Genomic DNA, 15,915 nt, shown 5'->3' on the forward strand with positions numbered 1-15,915 from the left:
ATTATTTTTTAATTTCAACAATTGCTCCATTTGATGGGTTCCAAATATCTAAATTATCGGGGATTTCAAACCTTGCATTATTACTTAATTCTCCAACTTTATTAGCATTGTCAGTTTTAATTGTTCGTGTGATAATTGATTCACTAGAAACAAAAATCCATTTAAATTGATTAAACATGCCTGAATCCCTAGTCCAAGATTTAATGTCGTTATTTTTTCTAATTGGAGCTCCCCAACAACCTTCGCCAACATAAACAGTTCCGTTTTTATTATCTCTAATAAAACCTTCATCATTTCCTTCTTTTGTAGATGGTTTAATTGGCCAGGTAGTTTTTACGGTATGTGCATCACACTCAACAACAAGGTTTACTTTATAGTTGTAAAATAGGTTTGCCCAATTTGTATATTGAAATGTACCCTCTTTTTTTCTTGAAACATGAGGTCGCATTGGTTTATGATATTGTATAATTTTCCAATCATCTAATTTATTTGCTGAAAGTTCATTTTTTAACCAATTAGTTTGCCCTCCAGGAATAGAAATTTCGGTGTTTAATGTGTAAATTCTCAAATATTGTTTTCCTACAGGAATACTATAATAGATTTTTTCATGAGGTACATCAAACAATTTATATATAGAATTATTTTCTTTTTCATGATTTCCACGAGCAGCAATTAAAGGAAACATTCTATTATCTTTTGCAATTGTTAATTGCCAGTCATCCATCCATTGAATCCATTGTTCATCAGTATCTCCAGAAGTCATATCACCTCCAAATAGTATAATATTAGGCTTTAGCTTTGAAACAATTATATTGGCGTTTTTTCTTGATTTTCTATTATTTCTAGAATCTCCACCTGATATAATTGATATTCGTTCTTTTTTACCAGGAGCCGTTTTAAACCAAAAACGTTCACTAACACCTTCACTATCTTTTATAATAAAATAGTAAGCAGTGTTCGGTTTTAAATTTATCAATCTAACAAAATGGTTATTCATTCCTCTAAATTGAACAATTCTATCAGGCGATTTTTTGTTTGAATATTTCTTAAAATTAGTATTGTGGTCTTTTTTACCATAATAAACCATTGGATTTGTTCCACTAATTTGATTCCATCCAATAACAACAGAAGTTGAGGCATTATTTCTAAGCATTAACCTATATTTATCGTTTGATGCATAACTGGTTAATATTCCTATGAAAAATACAATTAAGATTTTTCTCATAATAAAAATTGAGATTAAAATGTTCTTTACAATATTACAAAATATTCAACTAATAGATTTTACAAAACTTAGAATAAAAAAGGATAATAGTTTTAATTTATTTACTTAATAGAATATTTTTAACCAAAATTTTTAGTAAAATGAAGAGCGAGAAGATTTATTCAATAAAATCATTTAATTTACTTAAGTTATCAGTTATTTTGGTATTTCTTGGAAGAGCCTACCAACATCTTTTTTGGGATGCGCCTTTAAGAACTTTCTTTTGGGATGAAGGTTTGTTAAAACCAGTAATTGAATCTTTATTTAAAACAAATTGGCAAGATTATGTAACTAGCTCTAAATTAGATTTGTTTTTAGAGAATTTAATAGTTGGGTTAGGAATATTTTATCTCTTGTGTTCTTTAGCTGTTATTTTTTATGATGCTTCAAAAAAAATATTTAAGTTTTTAATAGTACTTGGAGGTATTGGCTTACTGTTTTTGGCCTTTTTATTAATGAAGGAACGCTTTTATCAATTTGCTCAATTTTTTGAATATAGTTTACAATTTGGTATTCCAATAGTTTTTGTATTGTACAATAAGCAAAGGGTTTACAGGAACTTAAATGTTATTTTAAAAATATTGACAGCATTAGTTTTTGTAGCACATGGGCTTTATGCTATTGGGTATTATCCGGTACCAGGATATTTTATAGGAATGGTAATTAATATTTTTGGTTTTTCAGAAGAAGGGGCAAAACTATTTTTATTAGTTGCAGGAGTGTTGGATATACTTGTTGCTATATTAATTTTTATTCCAAAATTAGCTAGGGTTGCTTTAATTTATGCTTTTATTTGGGGAACTTTAACATCTTTAGCTAGAGTTGTAGCAGGATTGTCAATTGATTTTTTTTGGGAATCAATTCATTTAAATTTGTTTCAAACAATATACAGATTACCACACGGGTTAATACCATTGTATTTATTGCTGAGAATGAAAAAAGAAGGAAACTAAGAACTTTTATATTTCTTTAGAAGCTATTAATTCAATTATTTTTTTATCTGTAAAATCTATAATTTCTTGAAAAAAGGAAGTGAAGTCTGCTTCAAACTCATCATAATGAAGTTTTAAATCTTCAATTGCTAAATCCATTTGAGAAATTCCTTTTGTACGTCTGTTCATACCACCTAAAACACGTTCTATACCTTCTAAAGATGCATAGTTAACTAGCCAGTTGTATTTTATCATGTTTGGGAGTAGTTTTTGAAGCTCTTCAGGGAAACTGTCCACGTGTTTAGTTAAAAATTGATATACATTTTCGGCATAAGTTTCAAGAGGAATTTCTGAATAATTACTCCAGTTTTTAGCTAAAAAATGATCGTATAATATATCAATAATTACTCCGTCAAAATGACGATATCTAGGATTAAGACGACGCATACTTCGTTTTACAATAGGATGTGTATCTGTAAAATTGTCAATATTTCTATGCAGAATTAAGCCAACTTGAATTTCTTTTGGGTATTTTTTATAACTTTTACCTTTTATTGCATCTGAAATAAAATTTCCAATTAAAATATTATTATCGTTTTTGGATAAGTATATATGGGCTAAAAAATTCATAGAGTAATTTTGAACAATAATACAAAAAAATCTGCCATTGGCAGATTTAGAATGTTTGATATTTAAAGTGATATTTAAAAAATGGGAGTCTATTAATTTTAATAATTATTCTGTCCAATTAAAAGACTCTATACTTATACCTGTAAAACAGTCATCTATACAATTTTTGGGGAGAAAACCACAAAGAGAAATCAATCCGTTTTCTAGAGTTTCAAAATAAATGATGTTCTTTTTTTTATTCACAATTAAATATTTTTCAGCACAAATTTTGTATACTTCATCAATTGTTAAAGGATTTGCACCATAATCGTGAGAGCCAAGATTTTCTAAAGTTTCTGAATACGAATCAATCGGGTCTTTTTCACCATTTGAATTATTTATTTGATATCTATGATTAGTTCGTGAAATTACAATTCCATTTTTTATTTCTAATTTAGTAGTACTTCCAAAACCGGTCCAAGAACCAAAAGTAGTTTCATAAGTATAAGAATTTCCATTTTCATTTTTTAGTTGTTCCCAAACATCCAAACTTTTATTATAACTATAGTTATTTTCACCCTTTTTTTCAAAAATATCCTCTTTTTCACAAGAAATATTAACTATTGCCGCTATTGTAATTAGAAACGCTAAATTTATTAATTTTAAAATTTTAATCATTTTGTTATAATATTGTTTAATAACAATACGTAATATGATCTTGAAATGCGACATTAAAAATTTAATAATGCAAAAAAAATCCGCCATTGGCGGATTTTATATAGTTGTAATTTTAAAAATATTAGCTATTTAACATAACAGGCATTACTAACATAGTAATAAATTCACCTTCTTCAATACCGTCAATAGGAGTTAAAATTCCAGCTCTGTTTGGTAAGCTCATTTCAATTAATACTTCATTTGAATTTAGATTGCTTAACATTTCAGTTAAAAAACGAGAGTTAAAACCAATTTGCATATCATCACCTTGGTACTCACAAACTAAACGTTCTTCGGCTTTGTTTGAATAATCTATATCTTCAGCAGAAATATTTAATTCAGTTCCTGCCATTTTTAATCTAATTTGGTGTGTAGTTTTACTAGAGAAAATAGAAACACGTTTAACTGAGTTTAAGAAAGTACCTCTATCTACAGTTAATTTATTAGGATTTTCTTTAGGAATTACCGCGTCGTAGTTTGGATATTTACCATCAATTAATCTACAAACTAAAATTACATTATCAAATGTAAATTTTGCGTTTGCATCATTATATTCAATAGTTACATCGCTATCTACACTACCTAATATACCTTTTAATAAGTTTAAAGGTTTTTTAGGCATAATAAATTCAGCAGCTTCATTTGCAGAAACATCTGTTCTAGAATATTTAACTAATTTATGAGCATCTGTAGCTACAAAAGTTAAATTATCTGTACTAAACTGAAAAAATACACCACTCATTACAGGTCTTAAATCGTCATTTCCAGCAGCAAAAATTGTTTTAGAAATGGCAGTTGCCAATACATTTCCAGGTATTATAGTGCTACTTGGAGATTGAATAGAGACCGCTTTAGGAAACTCATTTCCATTAAAATAAGCCATATCATATTTACCATGACTAGAACTAATTTCAATAGTGCTATTTTCTTGAGTTTTAAAAGTTAATGGCTGGTTGGGAAAAGTTTTCAAGGTATCTAATAACAGTCTTGCTGATACAGCAACAGAACCTTCAGATTCTGATTCAACTTCAATTGTTGTACTCATTGTTGTTTCCAAATCCGAGGCAGATATTTTTAATTCGTTCAGATTTAATTCAAACAAGAAATTATCCAAAATAGGCAATGTGTTACTACTATTAATAACGCCACCTAAAACTTGAAGTTGTTTTAATAATTGGCTACTAGATACTATAAATTTCATTTAAGATTATTTTAATGATATTTTACAAATATATTCTAAATAAATTGTTTTAAAAAAGTTATTTATTAACAGTTGAAAACTGAGAAAATACGTTTAAGTTGAAGAGTTAAAGGTAGTTATAAAAATTAATTTTTAAAAGTTATAATTATGTTAATATAGAACACTCAAAACTCAATCCTATTAATTAAATTTTATATTTGTTTCACTACTAAAATTATTAAAATTTATGAAAAAAATAGTTGCAATTCTATTACTATCCCTTATTTATATACCTTTTATTAATGCCCAATCACCAAAAAAACCAACTTCTGGAGATTTATTTGAATCTATTCAAAAGTTGAATTTTTTAGGTACTGTTTTATACTTAGCGGCACATCCTGATGATGAAAATACAAGGTTGATTTCCTATTTTTCAAATGATGTAAAAGCGAGAACAGGGTATTTAAGTTTAACACGTGGTGATGGAGGTCAAAATTTAATAGGACCTGAGATTAGAGAACAATTGGGTGTAATTAGAACACAAGAGTTATTAGCAGCCCGAAGAATTGACGGTGGTGAACAATTTTTTACAAGAGCCAATGATTTTGGTTATTCTAAACATCCTGATGAAACCTTAGATATTTGGAATAAAGAAGAGGTATTAAAAGATGTTGTTGCAGTAATTAGAAAGTTTAAACCAGATGTAATTGTAAATAGGTTTGACCATAGAACTCCTGGTTCCACTCACGGTCATCACACATCATCTGCAATGCTTAGTTTTGAAGCTTTTGATTTGGCAGCTGATGCCAATTATAAAACTCATTTAAAAAACGATAATTTGTGGAGCGCAAAAAGAATGTTTTTTAATACATCTTGGTGGTTTTATGGAAGTGAAGAGAAATTTAATAATGCCGATAAAACAAATTTATTAAGTTTAGATATCGGTACATATTATAAAAACAAAGGATTATCTAATAGTGAAATTGCTTCTTTAAGTAGAAGTCAACATCAGTCTCAAGGTTTTGGAAGTACAGGAACAAGAGGAAGTCAAATTGAATATTTAGAATTTTTGAAAGGTGACTTTCCGAAAAATAAAGATGTTTTTGATGGAATTGATACAAGTTGGAATAGAGTAGAAGGAGGTAATAAAATAGGTGAAGTTTTATATAACGTTGAAAAAAACTTTAATTTTAATAACCCAGCAGCGAGTATTCCAGATTTACTAATAGCATATAAATTAATACAAAACTTAAAAGATGAACATTGGAAACAATTGAAATCTGAAGAAATAAAGCAACTTATAGCGGGTTGTGCTGGTTTGTATATTGAAGCTGTTGCAAGCAGTTCATCTGCAACTAGAAATTCAACTAATAAAATTAATATTGAAGCTATTAACAGGAGCGAATTTCCAATTAAATTGAATTCTATAAAAATAAAACCTCAAAATTTTATTGAAAGTAAAGAGATTGATTTGAAAAATAATAGTTCTCAAAATTTTTCAGTGGAGGTTAAAATACCTGCGAATACTCATTTTACATATCCTTATTGGTTGGATAAAAAAGGAAGTTTGGGAATGTATAAGGTTGAAGAAACAAACTTAATTGGTTTACCTGAAACACCAAGAAGTGTAAAAGTAGATTTTAATCTAAGTTTTAATGGTGTTCAAATTCCTATTTCAAAAAATATTGTTTATAAATATAACAGTCCTGTAAAAGGAGAGGTTTATAAACCTTTTGAAATTTTGCCAAAAGTATCAGCTTCATTTACAGAAAAGGTGCATATTTTTTCTGAAGAGAAATCTCAAAAAATAAAAATTAAAGTAAAATCTGAAAAAGATAACCTTTCGGGTAAATTAATTTTATGTACTCCAAAAGATTGGAAAGTATCTCCAGAGTTTTTGGCATTTAAAATAGATCAAAAAGGGCAAGAAGAAACGTATGAATTTGAATTGACCCCTCCAGTAGGACAATCTGAAGGCGTAATAGGAACCATAGTTGAAGTAGAAGGTGAAAGCTTTACAAATGAATTGATTGAATTGGATTATGATCATATTCCATTTCAGTCTATTGTAATGCCTTCAGAAGCAAAAGTTGTGCACTTAAATATTAAGAAAAAAGGGCAAGTAATTGGTTATTTACATGGAGCTGGTGATATGGTACCAACTAGTTTACGTCAAATAGGTTATTCAGTTGTAGAGTTAAAAGAAGATGACATTACTCCAGATAAATTAAAGAATTTTGAAGCGGTTGTTCTTGGAATTAGAGCCTATAATACAAATGAAAGAATTAAATATTATCAAAAGCATTTACATAATTATGTAAAAAATGGAGGAACTTTAATTGTGCAATACAATACAAATCATAGAGTTAAAGTTGATAATGTAGGACCATACCCATTAACACTTTCAAAAGATAGAGTAACCGATGAAAATGTGAAAGTTGAAATTATAAATCCTAATAACCAATTGTTAACTTTTCCTAATAAAATTGAAGCGTCAGATTTTAATGGTTGGGTACAAGAACGTGGCCTATACTTTCCTAATAAATGGGATTCAAAGTATAAGACTGTAATAAGAATGAATGATAAAGATGAATCTCCAAAAGACGGAAGTTTGTTAGTTGCAAAATACGGAAATGGAAATTTTATTTATACAGGATTAAGCTTTTTCAGAGAATTACCAGCAGGTGTTCCTGGTGCGTATAAATTGTTTGCAAATATGCTTTCTATTGGGAAAAATAATAATGATAAACCTTTAAAAAATTAATATGTCGTCACCTAAATATATCTGGAAAAAAGAATATACAATGGTGTTGGTTGTAAATGCTATTTACATTGTATTGTTTTATATAATAACAAATATATATTCTTAAAATATGACTCAAATAGACTGGATTATACTTATTGGAACCTTGTTATTTATTGTTTCTTACGGAGCTTACAAAACAAAAGGAAGTAAAAATGTAACGGATTATATTAAGGGTGGAAGTGAAGCCAAATGGTGGACTATTGGTTTATCAGTAATGGCAACTCAGGCAAGTGCTATTACTTTTTTATCTACTCCTGGACAGGCGTTTCATAGCGGAATGGGATTTGTACAATTCTATTTTGGATTACCTATTGCCATGGTTGTAATTTGTTTGGTTTTTATACCAATATATCACAGGTTAAAGGTTTTTACAGCTTATGAATATTTAGAATCTAGATTTGATTTAAAAACAAGAAGTTTAGCCGCTATTTTATTTTTAATCCAGCGAGGTTTAGCTGCAGGTATAACAATTTTCGCACCTGCAATTATCCTTTCAGCTGTTTTAGGTTGGAACTTAACCATGCTTAATATTATTATTGGTGTTTTGGTTATTATTTATACAGTTTCAGGAGGAACTAAAGCGGTAAGTGTTACTCAAAAACAACAAATGGCGGTGATTTTTGGAGGTATGTTTGTTGCTTTTTATTTAATAGTTAGCTATTTGCCAGCAGATATTTCATTTTCAAAAGCATTGAAAATTGCTGGAGCAAGTGGCAAAATGGAAGTGCTAGATTTCTCTTTTAATTTAGACAATCGTTATACTTTTTGGAGCGGAATAATTGGAGGAACTTTCTTAGCCTTATCTTATTTTGGAACAGACCAAAGTCAGGTTCAACGATATTTATCTGGAAAATCGATTAAAGAAATGCAACTGGGGCTTATTTTTAACGGGTTGTTAAAAGTACCAATGCAGTTTTTTATATTGTTGGTTGGGGTAATGGTTTTTGTTTTTTATCAATTCAATGCTTCTCCATTAAATTTTAATCCAACAGCAACTGAAATTGTTAAAAATTCTGAATATTCAAAAGAATATGAAGTTTTAGAAAATAAGCATAAAGACCTTGAGATTTTAAAGTCTGAGGCTAATTTAAAGTACGGAAACAATTTAGATGATCCTATTTTGGTGAAGGAAATTCAGCATTTAAATTTATTAGAAAAAGAGAATAGAGAAACTGCTAAAGAATTGATTAAAAAAGCAGATGCTGATGCAGAAACAAATGATAAAGATTATGTTTTCATTCATTTTATATTAAACAATTTACCAAGAGGTTTAATTGGGTTGCTTTTGGCCGTAATATTATCGGCAGCAATGTCTAGCACCGCATCAGAATTAAATGCTTTAGCTAGCACCACAGCTATGGATTTGTATAAACGAAATGTAAAGGTTGAAAGAACTGATGCGCATTATGTTAGCATGTCTAAATGGTTTACTTTGGCTTGGGGTTTAATCGCTATTTTAGTAGCTTGTTTTGCAAATTTATTCGACAATCTTATTCAACTTGTAAATATTATTGGTTCTATTTTTTACGGAAATGTATTAGGTATATTTTTATTGGCATTTTTTATAAAGTATGTAAAAAGCAATGCCGTATTTATTGCTGCATTAATTACACAAGCAATTGTAATTTTAGGTTGGTGGCAAGATTGGATGCCTTATTTATGGTTAAATTTGTTTGGGTGTGCAGTAGTAATGTTTATTGCAATTTTAATTCAAGGGTTAACTAAAAATAATAATAAATTAAATAGTTAATAAGGTTGCCAAATTATATATTAGGCAACCTTAAAAGTTAGTTTGGTATTATTCTTTAAAATCTGGATTCATTAAGATAATTCCTTTCTCAAGAGCCTCCATATATGCTGCTTTTGATGGTCTTGGGCGAATTCTATATTTTGTTGGAAGACCAGTTTCCCTAAAGAAATCATCTGCTGTTCTTTGTTTAGGAAGTACATCATTGGTTTTTTCTCTTATAGTTTTTAAACGATTTCTCATGTCATTTAAAATATCTGAATATTCATTGTTTAAAGCAATATTATTTAATTCATATGGATCAGATTCTATATCAAATAATTCTTCTTCTTGACGTGGAATTTCAAAACATTTTAATTGAGCACTGTTAAGTATTCCTTGTTCTTTTTCTTCTAGCATACTTTGCCAACTTCTTCCACGAATTATATCTGCTGAGGGTGTATTTGGTAAATCTGCATAATAATTTTTAACATATTTATATTTTTTAGTTCGGATTGCTCTGGTGTAATCTTCATAGTCGTGAAAGTGATCTTCAGCATAAATTTGATCTCTTACCCCATTTTTAGTTTGCGTTAATAAGGTTGAAAAATCTACACCTTCAAAATCTTTTATTGGTTCTAAACCTGCCATTTTCATAAAAGTAGGAGCAATATCAACAGAACTAACAAGGTTACTATTTGTTTGATTTGGTCTTACTTTTCCGGGCCACTTAACAATCCAAGGTGTTTTAATTCCGCCATCATAAAGTGTGGTTTTATCTCTCGGAAATGCCCTACCATTATCTGCAATAAATAGAATAATTGTATTCTCCGTTTCTCCTTGATTTTCAATTTCGGCAATTACTTTTCCAATGTAATCATCCATTCTTTCAATTTCGTCATAATAAAGCGCAAAATCTTTTTTTACTTTTTCTGTTATTGGCATGTATGGTGGTATGGTAACATTTTCAGGATCGTGAGGATTGTTACTTGTACCATCATAAAAAGGTCTATGTGCGTCAAATGATGCTAACCAAGTAAAGAAAGGTTTGTTTTTTGGTCGTTTTTTTAACAAATCTATCCATTCGTCACAACCGCTTCCATCTCCAACTAATCTTCTATCTAATCCAATTGGAGCATCCTTCCATTGCATTTCTAAAAGTTCATCAAAATCATCTCTAACAGGATCTCCCATATGGTATTTCCCTGCGAGCCCTGTCCAATAACCAGCGCTTTTTAATTCTTGTACAAATGTTTTTTTAGATTCTGGTAAAGGCCAAGAAAGCTGCTCAGCATCAGTGTTGTGAGGATAAAGTCCCGAAATAATACTGGTTCTACTTGGGCTGCAAGAACTTGTGGTTAAAAAAGCTTCAGTAAAAACCATTCCATCCTTTGCTAATTGATTTAAATTAGGTGTTCTAATTTTAGTGTTTCCATAAGGACCAATGTCTTCCCAGCTAACATCATCGGCTATAATAAATACAATGTTTGGTTGTTTGGCTACTTCTATTTTCTTCTTTTGTTCACAGGAAATAAATAAGAAACTGACTATAAATAATAGTACATAAGAATTGTAATTCTTAAAAAGCATAGTTTGAATTTTTAATTAGTAGGTCCTAAAATAATATATTGAAATTAGTTATCAGACCAAATAGCTAATATATTTCCTGAAGGATCTTGAAAATGGAATCTTTTACCTCCTGGAAAAGGAAAAATATCTTTGGTTATTTTACCATCAAATTCAATAATTTTATTTTTTATTAAATCAAGATTATTATGGTATATAACTATTAAAACTCCATTTGAAATAGTTTTATCTGTTTTTTCAAAACCACCCATAAGTCCACTTTCTGAAAAGGCTGTATAGGTTGAACCGTAATCTGTAAACTCCCAATTAAATACAGATTTATAGAATACTTTTATTTTTTCAAGGTCTGTTGCTTTAAACTCAATATAGTTTATATGATTATTGACTAACTTCATTTTACGTGCTTATTAATTAAGATTTATTTCCATTTTAAAGTTAAAATGGTTTTATTTTTAAAACTATTTCAAACTTCATTTTTTCTGAAATTGTAATTTTTATAATAAATAAGATTTTTTGGCACTTTCTATTTGTTCTTTCTCTGTAGTTTCTGGATATAGAATATATTTTGGAGCTATAATAGGTTTGTAACTTTTAATGGTAATTTTTATGATTGAAGAAAAAGGAAATTTCCCTTTTGTTATTTTTAGTAAGTCTTTTTGAAGATCTTGAAATTCCGAATCGCTGCTTTTTATAATCTCAGCCGTTCCATAAACTTGAAATCCTTTTTGAACTAGGATATCAATAAAACTGACACAAACTTTATTGTTTTTTTAATATTTAAAGCAGATTTTGGAGAAGCAATATTTGCAATAATAATTGAATTTTCGCCACAAGTTGTAAAAACTTCTTTTGGAGAAATATTAGGCTGATTTTCAAATGAAGTTGCCAACCAACATAAAACACTTTTATCTATAGATCTCTTAATTTCTGCAGTTATCATAACTTTTTACTATTTATTTGAAAAGAGAAAAGTAACAGATTTCTGTTCTAAATCCAATTATGTAATGAAATTTAGAAGTTTTGGGATAATTAATACCTAAATAAAAATAACCCTATAGATTAATTACAATCATAAGAAATGTTATTATTCCTACAATGGTAGTGAAAATTCCAGTTTTTTTTGATTTGGTCCATCCAGATAATGAAATTACAAGCGACAACGTAATTATTCCAACAAAAAAAGCTATAAAACCAGTTAGTTTAGGAATCATTAAATCATTTTGAGTAATTTTTAAAGGATATCCTTCAGTAGTTTTCATTACAATATTTGTCATAGCAAACAGCGTTACAAGAAAACAGCCTGCGGCTATGGTTGTTGACTTTAAAATTGTATTTGTTATTCGGTTTTGTGATTTGTATACTAATAAATTGGCAATTACCGCAATTGAAAATCCTCCTAATAGGGAACTAATCATAACTAGTTGGTTGGCAATTTTATTTAGGTAATCAAAAGGTAATTCGGTAATATTCATTTGATGAAATTTAAATTAGTACTGTTAATGGTTTAATGAATAATTAATTTTTTTTAAGAAATTGTTATTATAACAATTATAAAAACTTTAATTGTATATCTGTTTTCTGTTATATGGTTAATACGTAACTCGAATTTATTTCAGAGCCTCACCTTACTGTTATGATTTACAAATTTATGTGATTCTGAAACAAGTTCAGAATGACGAGTTTTATATTTTTATGACTCTTGAAAGTATATACAAAACTTTAATTATACTTTCAATGAAAAAAAATCCGTTGTACATTTTGATGAAATTTCGTTAATTTAAATGATTTTTTCACTTTTTAGGTGAAAAATCACTTGAACTGACGTAATAATCAGATTTAAGTTTCAAAATGCACAACTGATAAAAATATTTAATCTTTAAATTAAACAATTTTATTTAATTCTAAAGGTACGTTTAGAATATGTTTAGCTCCATTTGAAATTAATTCTTCTTTAGATCTATAGCCCCATAATACACCAACAGGGAGCATTTTTGCATTTTTTGCTGTTTGCATATCTACTTCTGTATCACCAATAAAGATAATTTCTTCGGGTTTTAAACCTAGTTTTTTACTTATTTCAACTGCTTTAAACGGATTTGGTTTTTTTAAAGATTCAATAGTTAAGCCCACTGAATATTCAAAATAATTTGGAAATAACGTAGCAGTTACTTTTTTAGTAAGTTCATCTGCTTTGTTTGAAAACACACCTAGTTTAATATTGTTTGCAACTAAGTAATCAAGTAATTCAATAATTCCAGTATATGGTTTTGTTTTATTTGTACAGGCGTCTCTATAAAAATGAATCATAGAGTTGAAACAGCTATTAATTAGTGCTTCAGTTTTATGTTCTTCAGGTAGTGCTTTGCTTACAAGGTTTTTTATTCCATTACCAATAAATAATTGATATGCTTCGTAGCTATGAGTAGGGAATTTATGTTTTTTTAATACTGTATTCATTGAGTCTGCGATGTCTTCAAGTGAGTTTACTAGCGTTCCATCTAAATCAAAAATTACTGCTTTGTATTTCATTTATAGTGTTTTAATATATTTTTTATTTGAGATTATTTTATTTGGTGATTTACTTTTTTTCTTTCATAATACATTGCAATTCCTACAATTGTAATAAGCATTGCAATAACAGATAATATTGAGCCTTCAAATCCAAATGCACCACCGTTTAGTATATTATTATCTTTAATGCTAAATTCTATAAGTGAATAAGAATCTTGTCCGCTAACGTTAAAACCTAAAAGCGATTGAAATAAATTCCAGCTTAAATGTAGTGCAATAGGAAACCATAAATTTTTAGTGTAGATATAAGAAAGGCCTAATAATATACCAGCTAAAAAAATATTTGACATACTAAATAAATCTATGTTTGGATTAAATCCGTGCATTGCCGCAAACAGTGCAGAAGATATTATAAGCGCCAAATATTTGTTAAACGAAATCATTAAATTCTTTAGAATATATCCTCTTAGCAGTACTTCTTCAGTAACTGCTACACAAATAAATAAAATTATTGTTAGTAATATTTCTTTGAGATCTATGATTGTTTTTTGAAAGTAAATTTCATTTAAAAATAGCAATAAAAAATAGCCAGTAAACATTATAACTGTTCCAATTAATAGCCCTACAATAAAATCTTTAAGCCTGTTTTTTGTTTGAAAACCTAATTTAATAAAGCTTTCTTTATCTAAAAACTTCATAAAAAACCAAACAACAAGTAAGGTTCCAAGCATTGAAGAGATGGACATTATAGCGTGTTGTTCAGAAGTTTTTTCGAAATTTATATTAGTAAAATCTACATTTGCAATGAATGCTCCTAACAATTCAAATAACGATACAACAAAAATATAAGGTAATATTATTATTAAAACCCGTAACCACCCTCTGTTTTTACTTTTCATTCTATTTTTTTATAATTAAAATAAAAAACACCGCATTAGACTTTGCAATTAGCGGTGTTATTCCTTTTTTTAATACTGAATATTAATTTTTATCAATAAATTTAAAAGCTTCATCCATTTGAGAAACATCAAAATACAACTCTTTTTTACCTTTTTTAATTCTTTCAAAAAAGAAATTATCAATAGGAACTAATGCTTTTAATATTTTAGAATGACTTACAATTGCCAGATTTCCTAGGTTTTTAATATTTCTGATTAAATAAATAATATCTTCAAAAAATGCCTTAGTTTCTGTTTTAGATATTTTGTATTCATCAATTTTAATTAAAACATTTACAGTTTTAAAACCCAAATTTAATTTTTCTTCAAAGAGTTTTTGAGCTAATTTTTCATCGGTTTCAGTAAAACTATCAATTACCTCAAATGCTAATGTATTTGTTTTAAAAGTTTTTATTTGCTCTATCATAATCTAATATTTTAAAGTTAATTTTTTATACCAGTTACTATAATAAATATGTTTAGTTATTTTTAATTTAAAGTTGGTAGCATTGCATAAAATGAATTTGAGAGGTGTAAATAGTCTCGAAATTATTTTTATTTTGTGATTTTTAAAATATTGCATAACAGTTTAGAGTTATGATTTAGTAGCGAAAAATTTAGTTGTGTTTTTCGTGTTGAAAATCTAGCTAAAGGTAATAAAAGTATATTGGATAATTATTAATTTCAACAATGAATTACACATCATTTTAACTATTACATTATTGCTTTAATAAATTGTTTTACTATTAAAAATAGGGTGGGAGGAGCCTTGTTTTTTTATAATTGTATAAATAATTATACCAACAATAAAAGACAACACTGCCAGAAATGCAATCGTAATTAGAGCTATCGGTTTAGAATAACGAAAGTTATGTTTTAATTTAGTGATTTTTAATATGCACTGTTGGCAATAGTATTTAATTCCAATTTATAATGTTGGGAATTATTTCGGATATTACTTTTAAGTCAGAAATAAATATAATTTTATTCAGTTCAGACTTTTTATTTGTTTTATAAACTTTAATGTTTAGAAATTTATTTTTTGAATCGTAGTAAAAATTTAAGTTTTTAGTATTTCCAGAGGATGTTACCTTAAAATTAGGATTAAGTTCTTTTGCAAGTTCATGAAATCGGTGAGTGTTAATTGGTTGTGTATTTTCAACTTCTATTATATTCACAATTTTTTTACTATTGTAAATAAATTTAATTGTTTCTGTTCCGTTTAGTTTTTTAATTTCAAAATGATTTTCATTAGTTTGTGATTCTGCAATATTTTCATTTCCGAACTTTATTTGAACTTTTTCAAAAGTTGAATTAATTTGAGAATAACTTAATATTGATATTAATAAGAAAATTAGCATAAAATTTAATTTCATATTAATCTGGATTTTAGATATTATTTTCAATGTTTTAGAGCACGAAAAGTTGCAGTTTTAAAAACAAACTTTTCGGATGTTTAAAAATAATATATTCTTGTGTAGCAAATGTTTTATTTATTAGGTTTATAAATTTTTACAACCATTGTGCCTGTTGCACAAACACGAGTAAATATAGCCAAAAAGTTGTAAAAAAGGGTTAAATTTTGTACTTTCATGGTATGCAAGGCAAGAAAGAATATCAAGAAAAATTGTTTGCAAACTTTCAA

At 27.9% G+C, this 15,915-nt stretch carries 15 protein-coding genes; 3 read left to right on the forward strand and 12 right to left on the reverse strand.

Features of this window, described 5'->3' with window-relative positions; genetic code table 11:
- Nucleotide 1: 1 nt before the first annotated feature.
- On the reverse strand, nucleotides 2–1,225 hold the full coding sequence (locus DAD81_RS17270; protein WP_111709554.1) for a purple acid phosphatase family protein: 1,224 nt from the start codon (nucleotides 1,223–1,225) through the stop codon (nucleotides 2–4).
- Between the two features lie 140 nt (nucleotides 1,226–1,365).
- On the opposite strand from DAD81_RS17270, the gene DAD81_RS17275 reads away from it, so the two are divergent.
- Nucleotides 1,366–2,217 carry a hypothetical protein gene (locus DAD81_RS17275; RefSeq protein WP_111709555.1) on the forward strand — a complete coding sequence of 284 codons (852 nt, stop codon included), beginning with the start codon at nucleotides 1,366–1,368 and terminating at the stop codon, nucleotides 2,215–2,217.
- A 6-nt stretch (nucleotides 2,218–2,223) separates the two neighbouring features.
- Here the strand turns inward: DAD81_RS17275 and DAD81_RS17280 are convergent, their stop codons facing one another.
- The 3 genes from DAD81_RS17280 to dnaN form a co-directional block, all read right to left on the reverse strand.
- The gene (locus DAD81_RS17280; protein WP_111709556.1) at nucleotides 2,224–2,826 is read right to left on the reverse strand and encodes an acyl carrier protein phosphodiesterase; all 603 of its coding nucleotides are present in this window, start codon (nucleotides 2,824–2,826) and stop codon (nucleotides 2,224–2,226) included.
- Between the two features lie 105 nt (nucleotides 2,827–2,931).
- Entirely contained in the window at nucleotides 2,932–3,483 is a 552-nt protein-coding gene (locus DAD81_RS17285; RefSeq protein WP_111709557.1) for a hypothetical protein, read from the reverse strand.
- A gap of 121 nt (nucleotides 3,484–3,604) precedes the next feature.
- Nucleotides 3,605–4,723, reverse strand: a complete 1,119-nt coding sequence (dnaN, locus tag DAD81_RS17290; RefSeq protein ID WP_111709558.1) for a DNA polymerase III subunit beta — start codon at nucleotides 4,721–4,723, stop codon at nucleotides 3,605–3,607.
- A gap of 226 nt (nucleotides 4,724–4,949) precedes the next feature.
- Between dnaN and DAD81_RS17295 the strand changes: the two genes are divergently transcribed.
- Nucleotides 4,950–7,466: a PIG-L family deacetylase gene (locus DAD81_RS17295; protein WP_111709559.1), complete on the forward strand. Its 2,517-nt coding sequence runs from the start codon at nucleotides 4,950–4,952 to the stop codon at nucleotides 7,464–7,466.
- Between the two features lie 109 nt (nucleotides 7,467–7,575).
- On the forward strand, nucleotides 7,576–9,258 hold the full coding sequence (locus DAD81_RS17300) for a sodium:solute symporter (protein ID WP_111709560.1): 1,683 nt from the start codon (nucleotides 7,576–7,578) through the stop codon (nucleotides 9,256–9,258).
- Nucleotides 9,259–9,306: 48 nt separating this feature from the next.
- Here DAD81_RS17300 and DAD81_RS17305 read toward each other — a convergent pair whose 3' ends face one another.
- The 8 genes from DAD81_RS17305 to DAD81_RS17340 form a co-directional block, all read right to left on the reverse strand.
- Nucleotides 9,307–10,824: a sulfatase family protein gene (locus DAD81_RS17305; protein WP_111709561.1), complete on the reverse strand. Its 1,518-nt coding sequence runs from the start codon at nucleotides 10,822–10,824 to the stop codon at nucleotides 9,307–9,309.
- A gap of 44 nt (nucleotides 10,825–10,868) precedes the next feature.
- A complete protein-coding gene (locus tag DAD81_RS17310; RefSeq protein ID WP_111709562.1) occupies nucleotides 10,869–11,216 on the reverse strand; it encodes a VOC family protein in 348 nt (115 codons plus the stop codon).
- Between the two features lie 335 nt (nucleotides 11,217–11,551).
- Entirely contained in the window at nucleotides 11,552–11,761 is a 210-nt protein-coding gene (locus DAD81_RS21065; protein WP_245949339.1) for a pyridoxamine 5'-phosphate oxidase family protein, read from the reverse strand.
- Nucleotides 11,762–11,873: 112 nt separating this feature from the next.
- Nucleotides 11,874–12,293: a hypothetical protein gene (locus DAD81_RS17320; RefSeq protein WP_111709563.1), complete on the reverse strand. Its 420-nt coding sequence runs from the start codon at nucleotides 12,291–12,293 to the stop codon at nucleotides 11,874–11,876.
- A gap of 409 nt (nucleotides 12,294–12,702) precedes the next feature.
- The gene (locus tag DAD81_RS17325) at nucleotides 12,703–13,350 is read right to left on the reverse strand and encodes an HAD family hydrolase (RefSeq protein ID WP_111709564.1); all 648 of its coding nucleotides are present in this window, start codon (nucleotides 13,348–13,350) and stop codon (nucleotides 12,703–12,705) included.
- Between the two features lie 32 nt (nucleotides 13,351–13,382).
- Nucleotides 13,383–14,231: a CPBP family intramembrane glutamic endopeptidase gene (locus DAD81_RS17330; RefSeq protein WP_111709565.1), complete on the reverse strand. Its 849-nt coding sequence runs from the start codon at nucleotides 14,229–14,231 to the stop codon at nucleotides 13,383–13,385.
- Nucleotides 14,232–14,313: 82 nt separating this feature from the next.
- Nucleotides 14,314–14,697, reverse strand: a complete 384-nt coding sequence (locus DAD81_RS17335; protein ID WP_111709566.1) for an STAS/SEC14 domain-containing protein — start codon at nucleotides 14,695–14,697, stop codon at nucleotides 14,314–14,316.
- 490 nt (nucleotides 14,698–15,187) lie between these two features.
- Entirely contained in the window at nucleotides 15,188–15,646 is a 459-nt protein-coding gene (locus tag DAD81_RS17340; protein WP_111709567.1) for a hypothetical protein, read from the reverse strand.
- Nucleotides 15,647–15,915 lie beyond the last annotated feature (269 nt).

This window comes from Lutibacter citreus, assembly GCF_003260195.1.
In the GTDB taxonomy this organism is placed as follows: Bacteria; Bacteroidota; Bacteroidia; order Flavobacteriales; family Flavobacteriaceae; genus Lutibacter; species Lutibacter citreus.

Coding starts and splice junctions, on each gene's coding strand:
- DAD81_RS17275 (WP_111709555.1), top strand. CDS start 1,366: ATGAAGAGCGAGAAGATTTATTCAATAAAATCATTTAATTTACTTAAG.
- DAD81_RS17340 (WP_111709567.1), bottom strand. CDS start 15,646: ATGAAATTAAATTTTATGCTAATTTTCTTATTAATATCAATATTAAGT.
- DAD81_RS17300 (WP_111709560.1), top strand. CDS start 7,576: ATGACTCAAATAGACTGGATTATACTTATTGGAACCTTGTTATTTATT.
- DAD81_RS17320 (WP_111709563.1), bottom strand. CDS start 12,293: ATGAATATTACCGAATTACCTTTTGATTACCTAAATAAAATTGCCAAC.
- DAD81_RS17310 (WP_111709562.1), bottom strand. CDS start 11,216: ATGAAGTTAGTCAATAATCATATAAACTATATTGAGTTTAAAGCAACA.
- DAD81_RS17305 (WP_111709561.1), bottom strand. CDS start 10,824: ATGCTTTTTAAGAATTACAATTCTTATGTACTATTATTTATAGTCAGT.
- dnaN (WP_111709558.1), bottom strand. CDS start 4,723: ATGAAATTTATAGTATCTAGTAGCCAATTATTAAAACAACTTCAAGTT.
- DAD81_RS17285 (WP_111709557.1), bottom strand. CDS start 3,483: ATGATTAAAATTTTAAAATTAATAAATTTAGCGTTTCTAATTACAATA.
- DAD81_RS17295 (WP_111709559.1), top strand. CDS start 4,950: ATGAAAAAAATAGTTGCAATTCTATTACTATCCCTTATTTATATACCT.
- DAD81_RS17280 (WP_111709556.1), bottom strand. CDS start 2,826: ATGAATTTTTTAGCCCATATATACTTATCCAAAAACGATAATAATATT.
- DAD81_RS17330 (WP_111709565.1), bottom strand. CDS start 14,231: ATGAAAAGTAAAAACAGAGGGTGGTTACGGGTTTTAATAATAATATTA.
- DAD81_RS17335 (WP_111709566.1), bottom strand. CDS start 14,697: ATGATAGAGCAAATAAAAACTTTTAAAACAAATACATTAGCATTTGAG.
- DAD81_RS21065 (WP_245949339.1), bottom strand. CDS start 11,761: ATGATAACTGCAGAAATTAAGAGATCTATAGATAAAAGTGTTTTATGT.
- DAD81_RS17270 (WP_111709554.1), bottom strand. CDS start 1,225: ATGAGAAAAATCTTAATTGTATTTTTCATAGGAATATTAACCAGTTAT.
- DAD81_RS17325 (WP_111709564.1), bottom strand. CDS start 13,350: ATGAAATACAAAGCAGTAATTTTTGATTTAGATGGAACGCTAGTAAAC.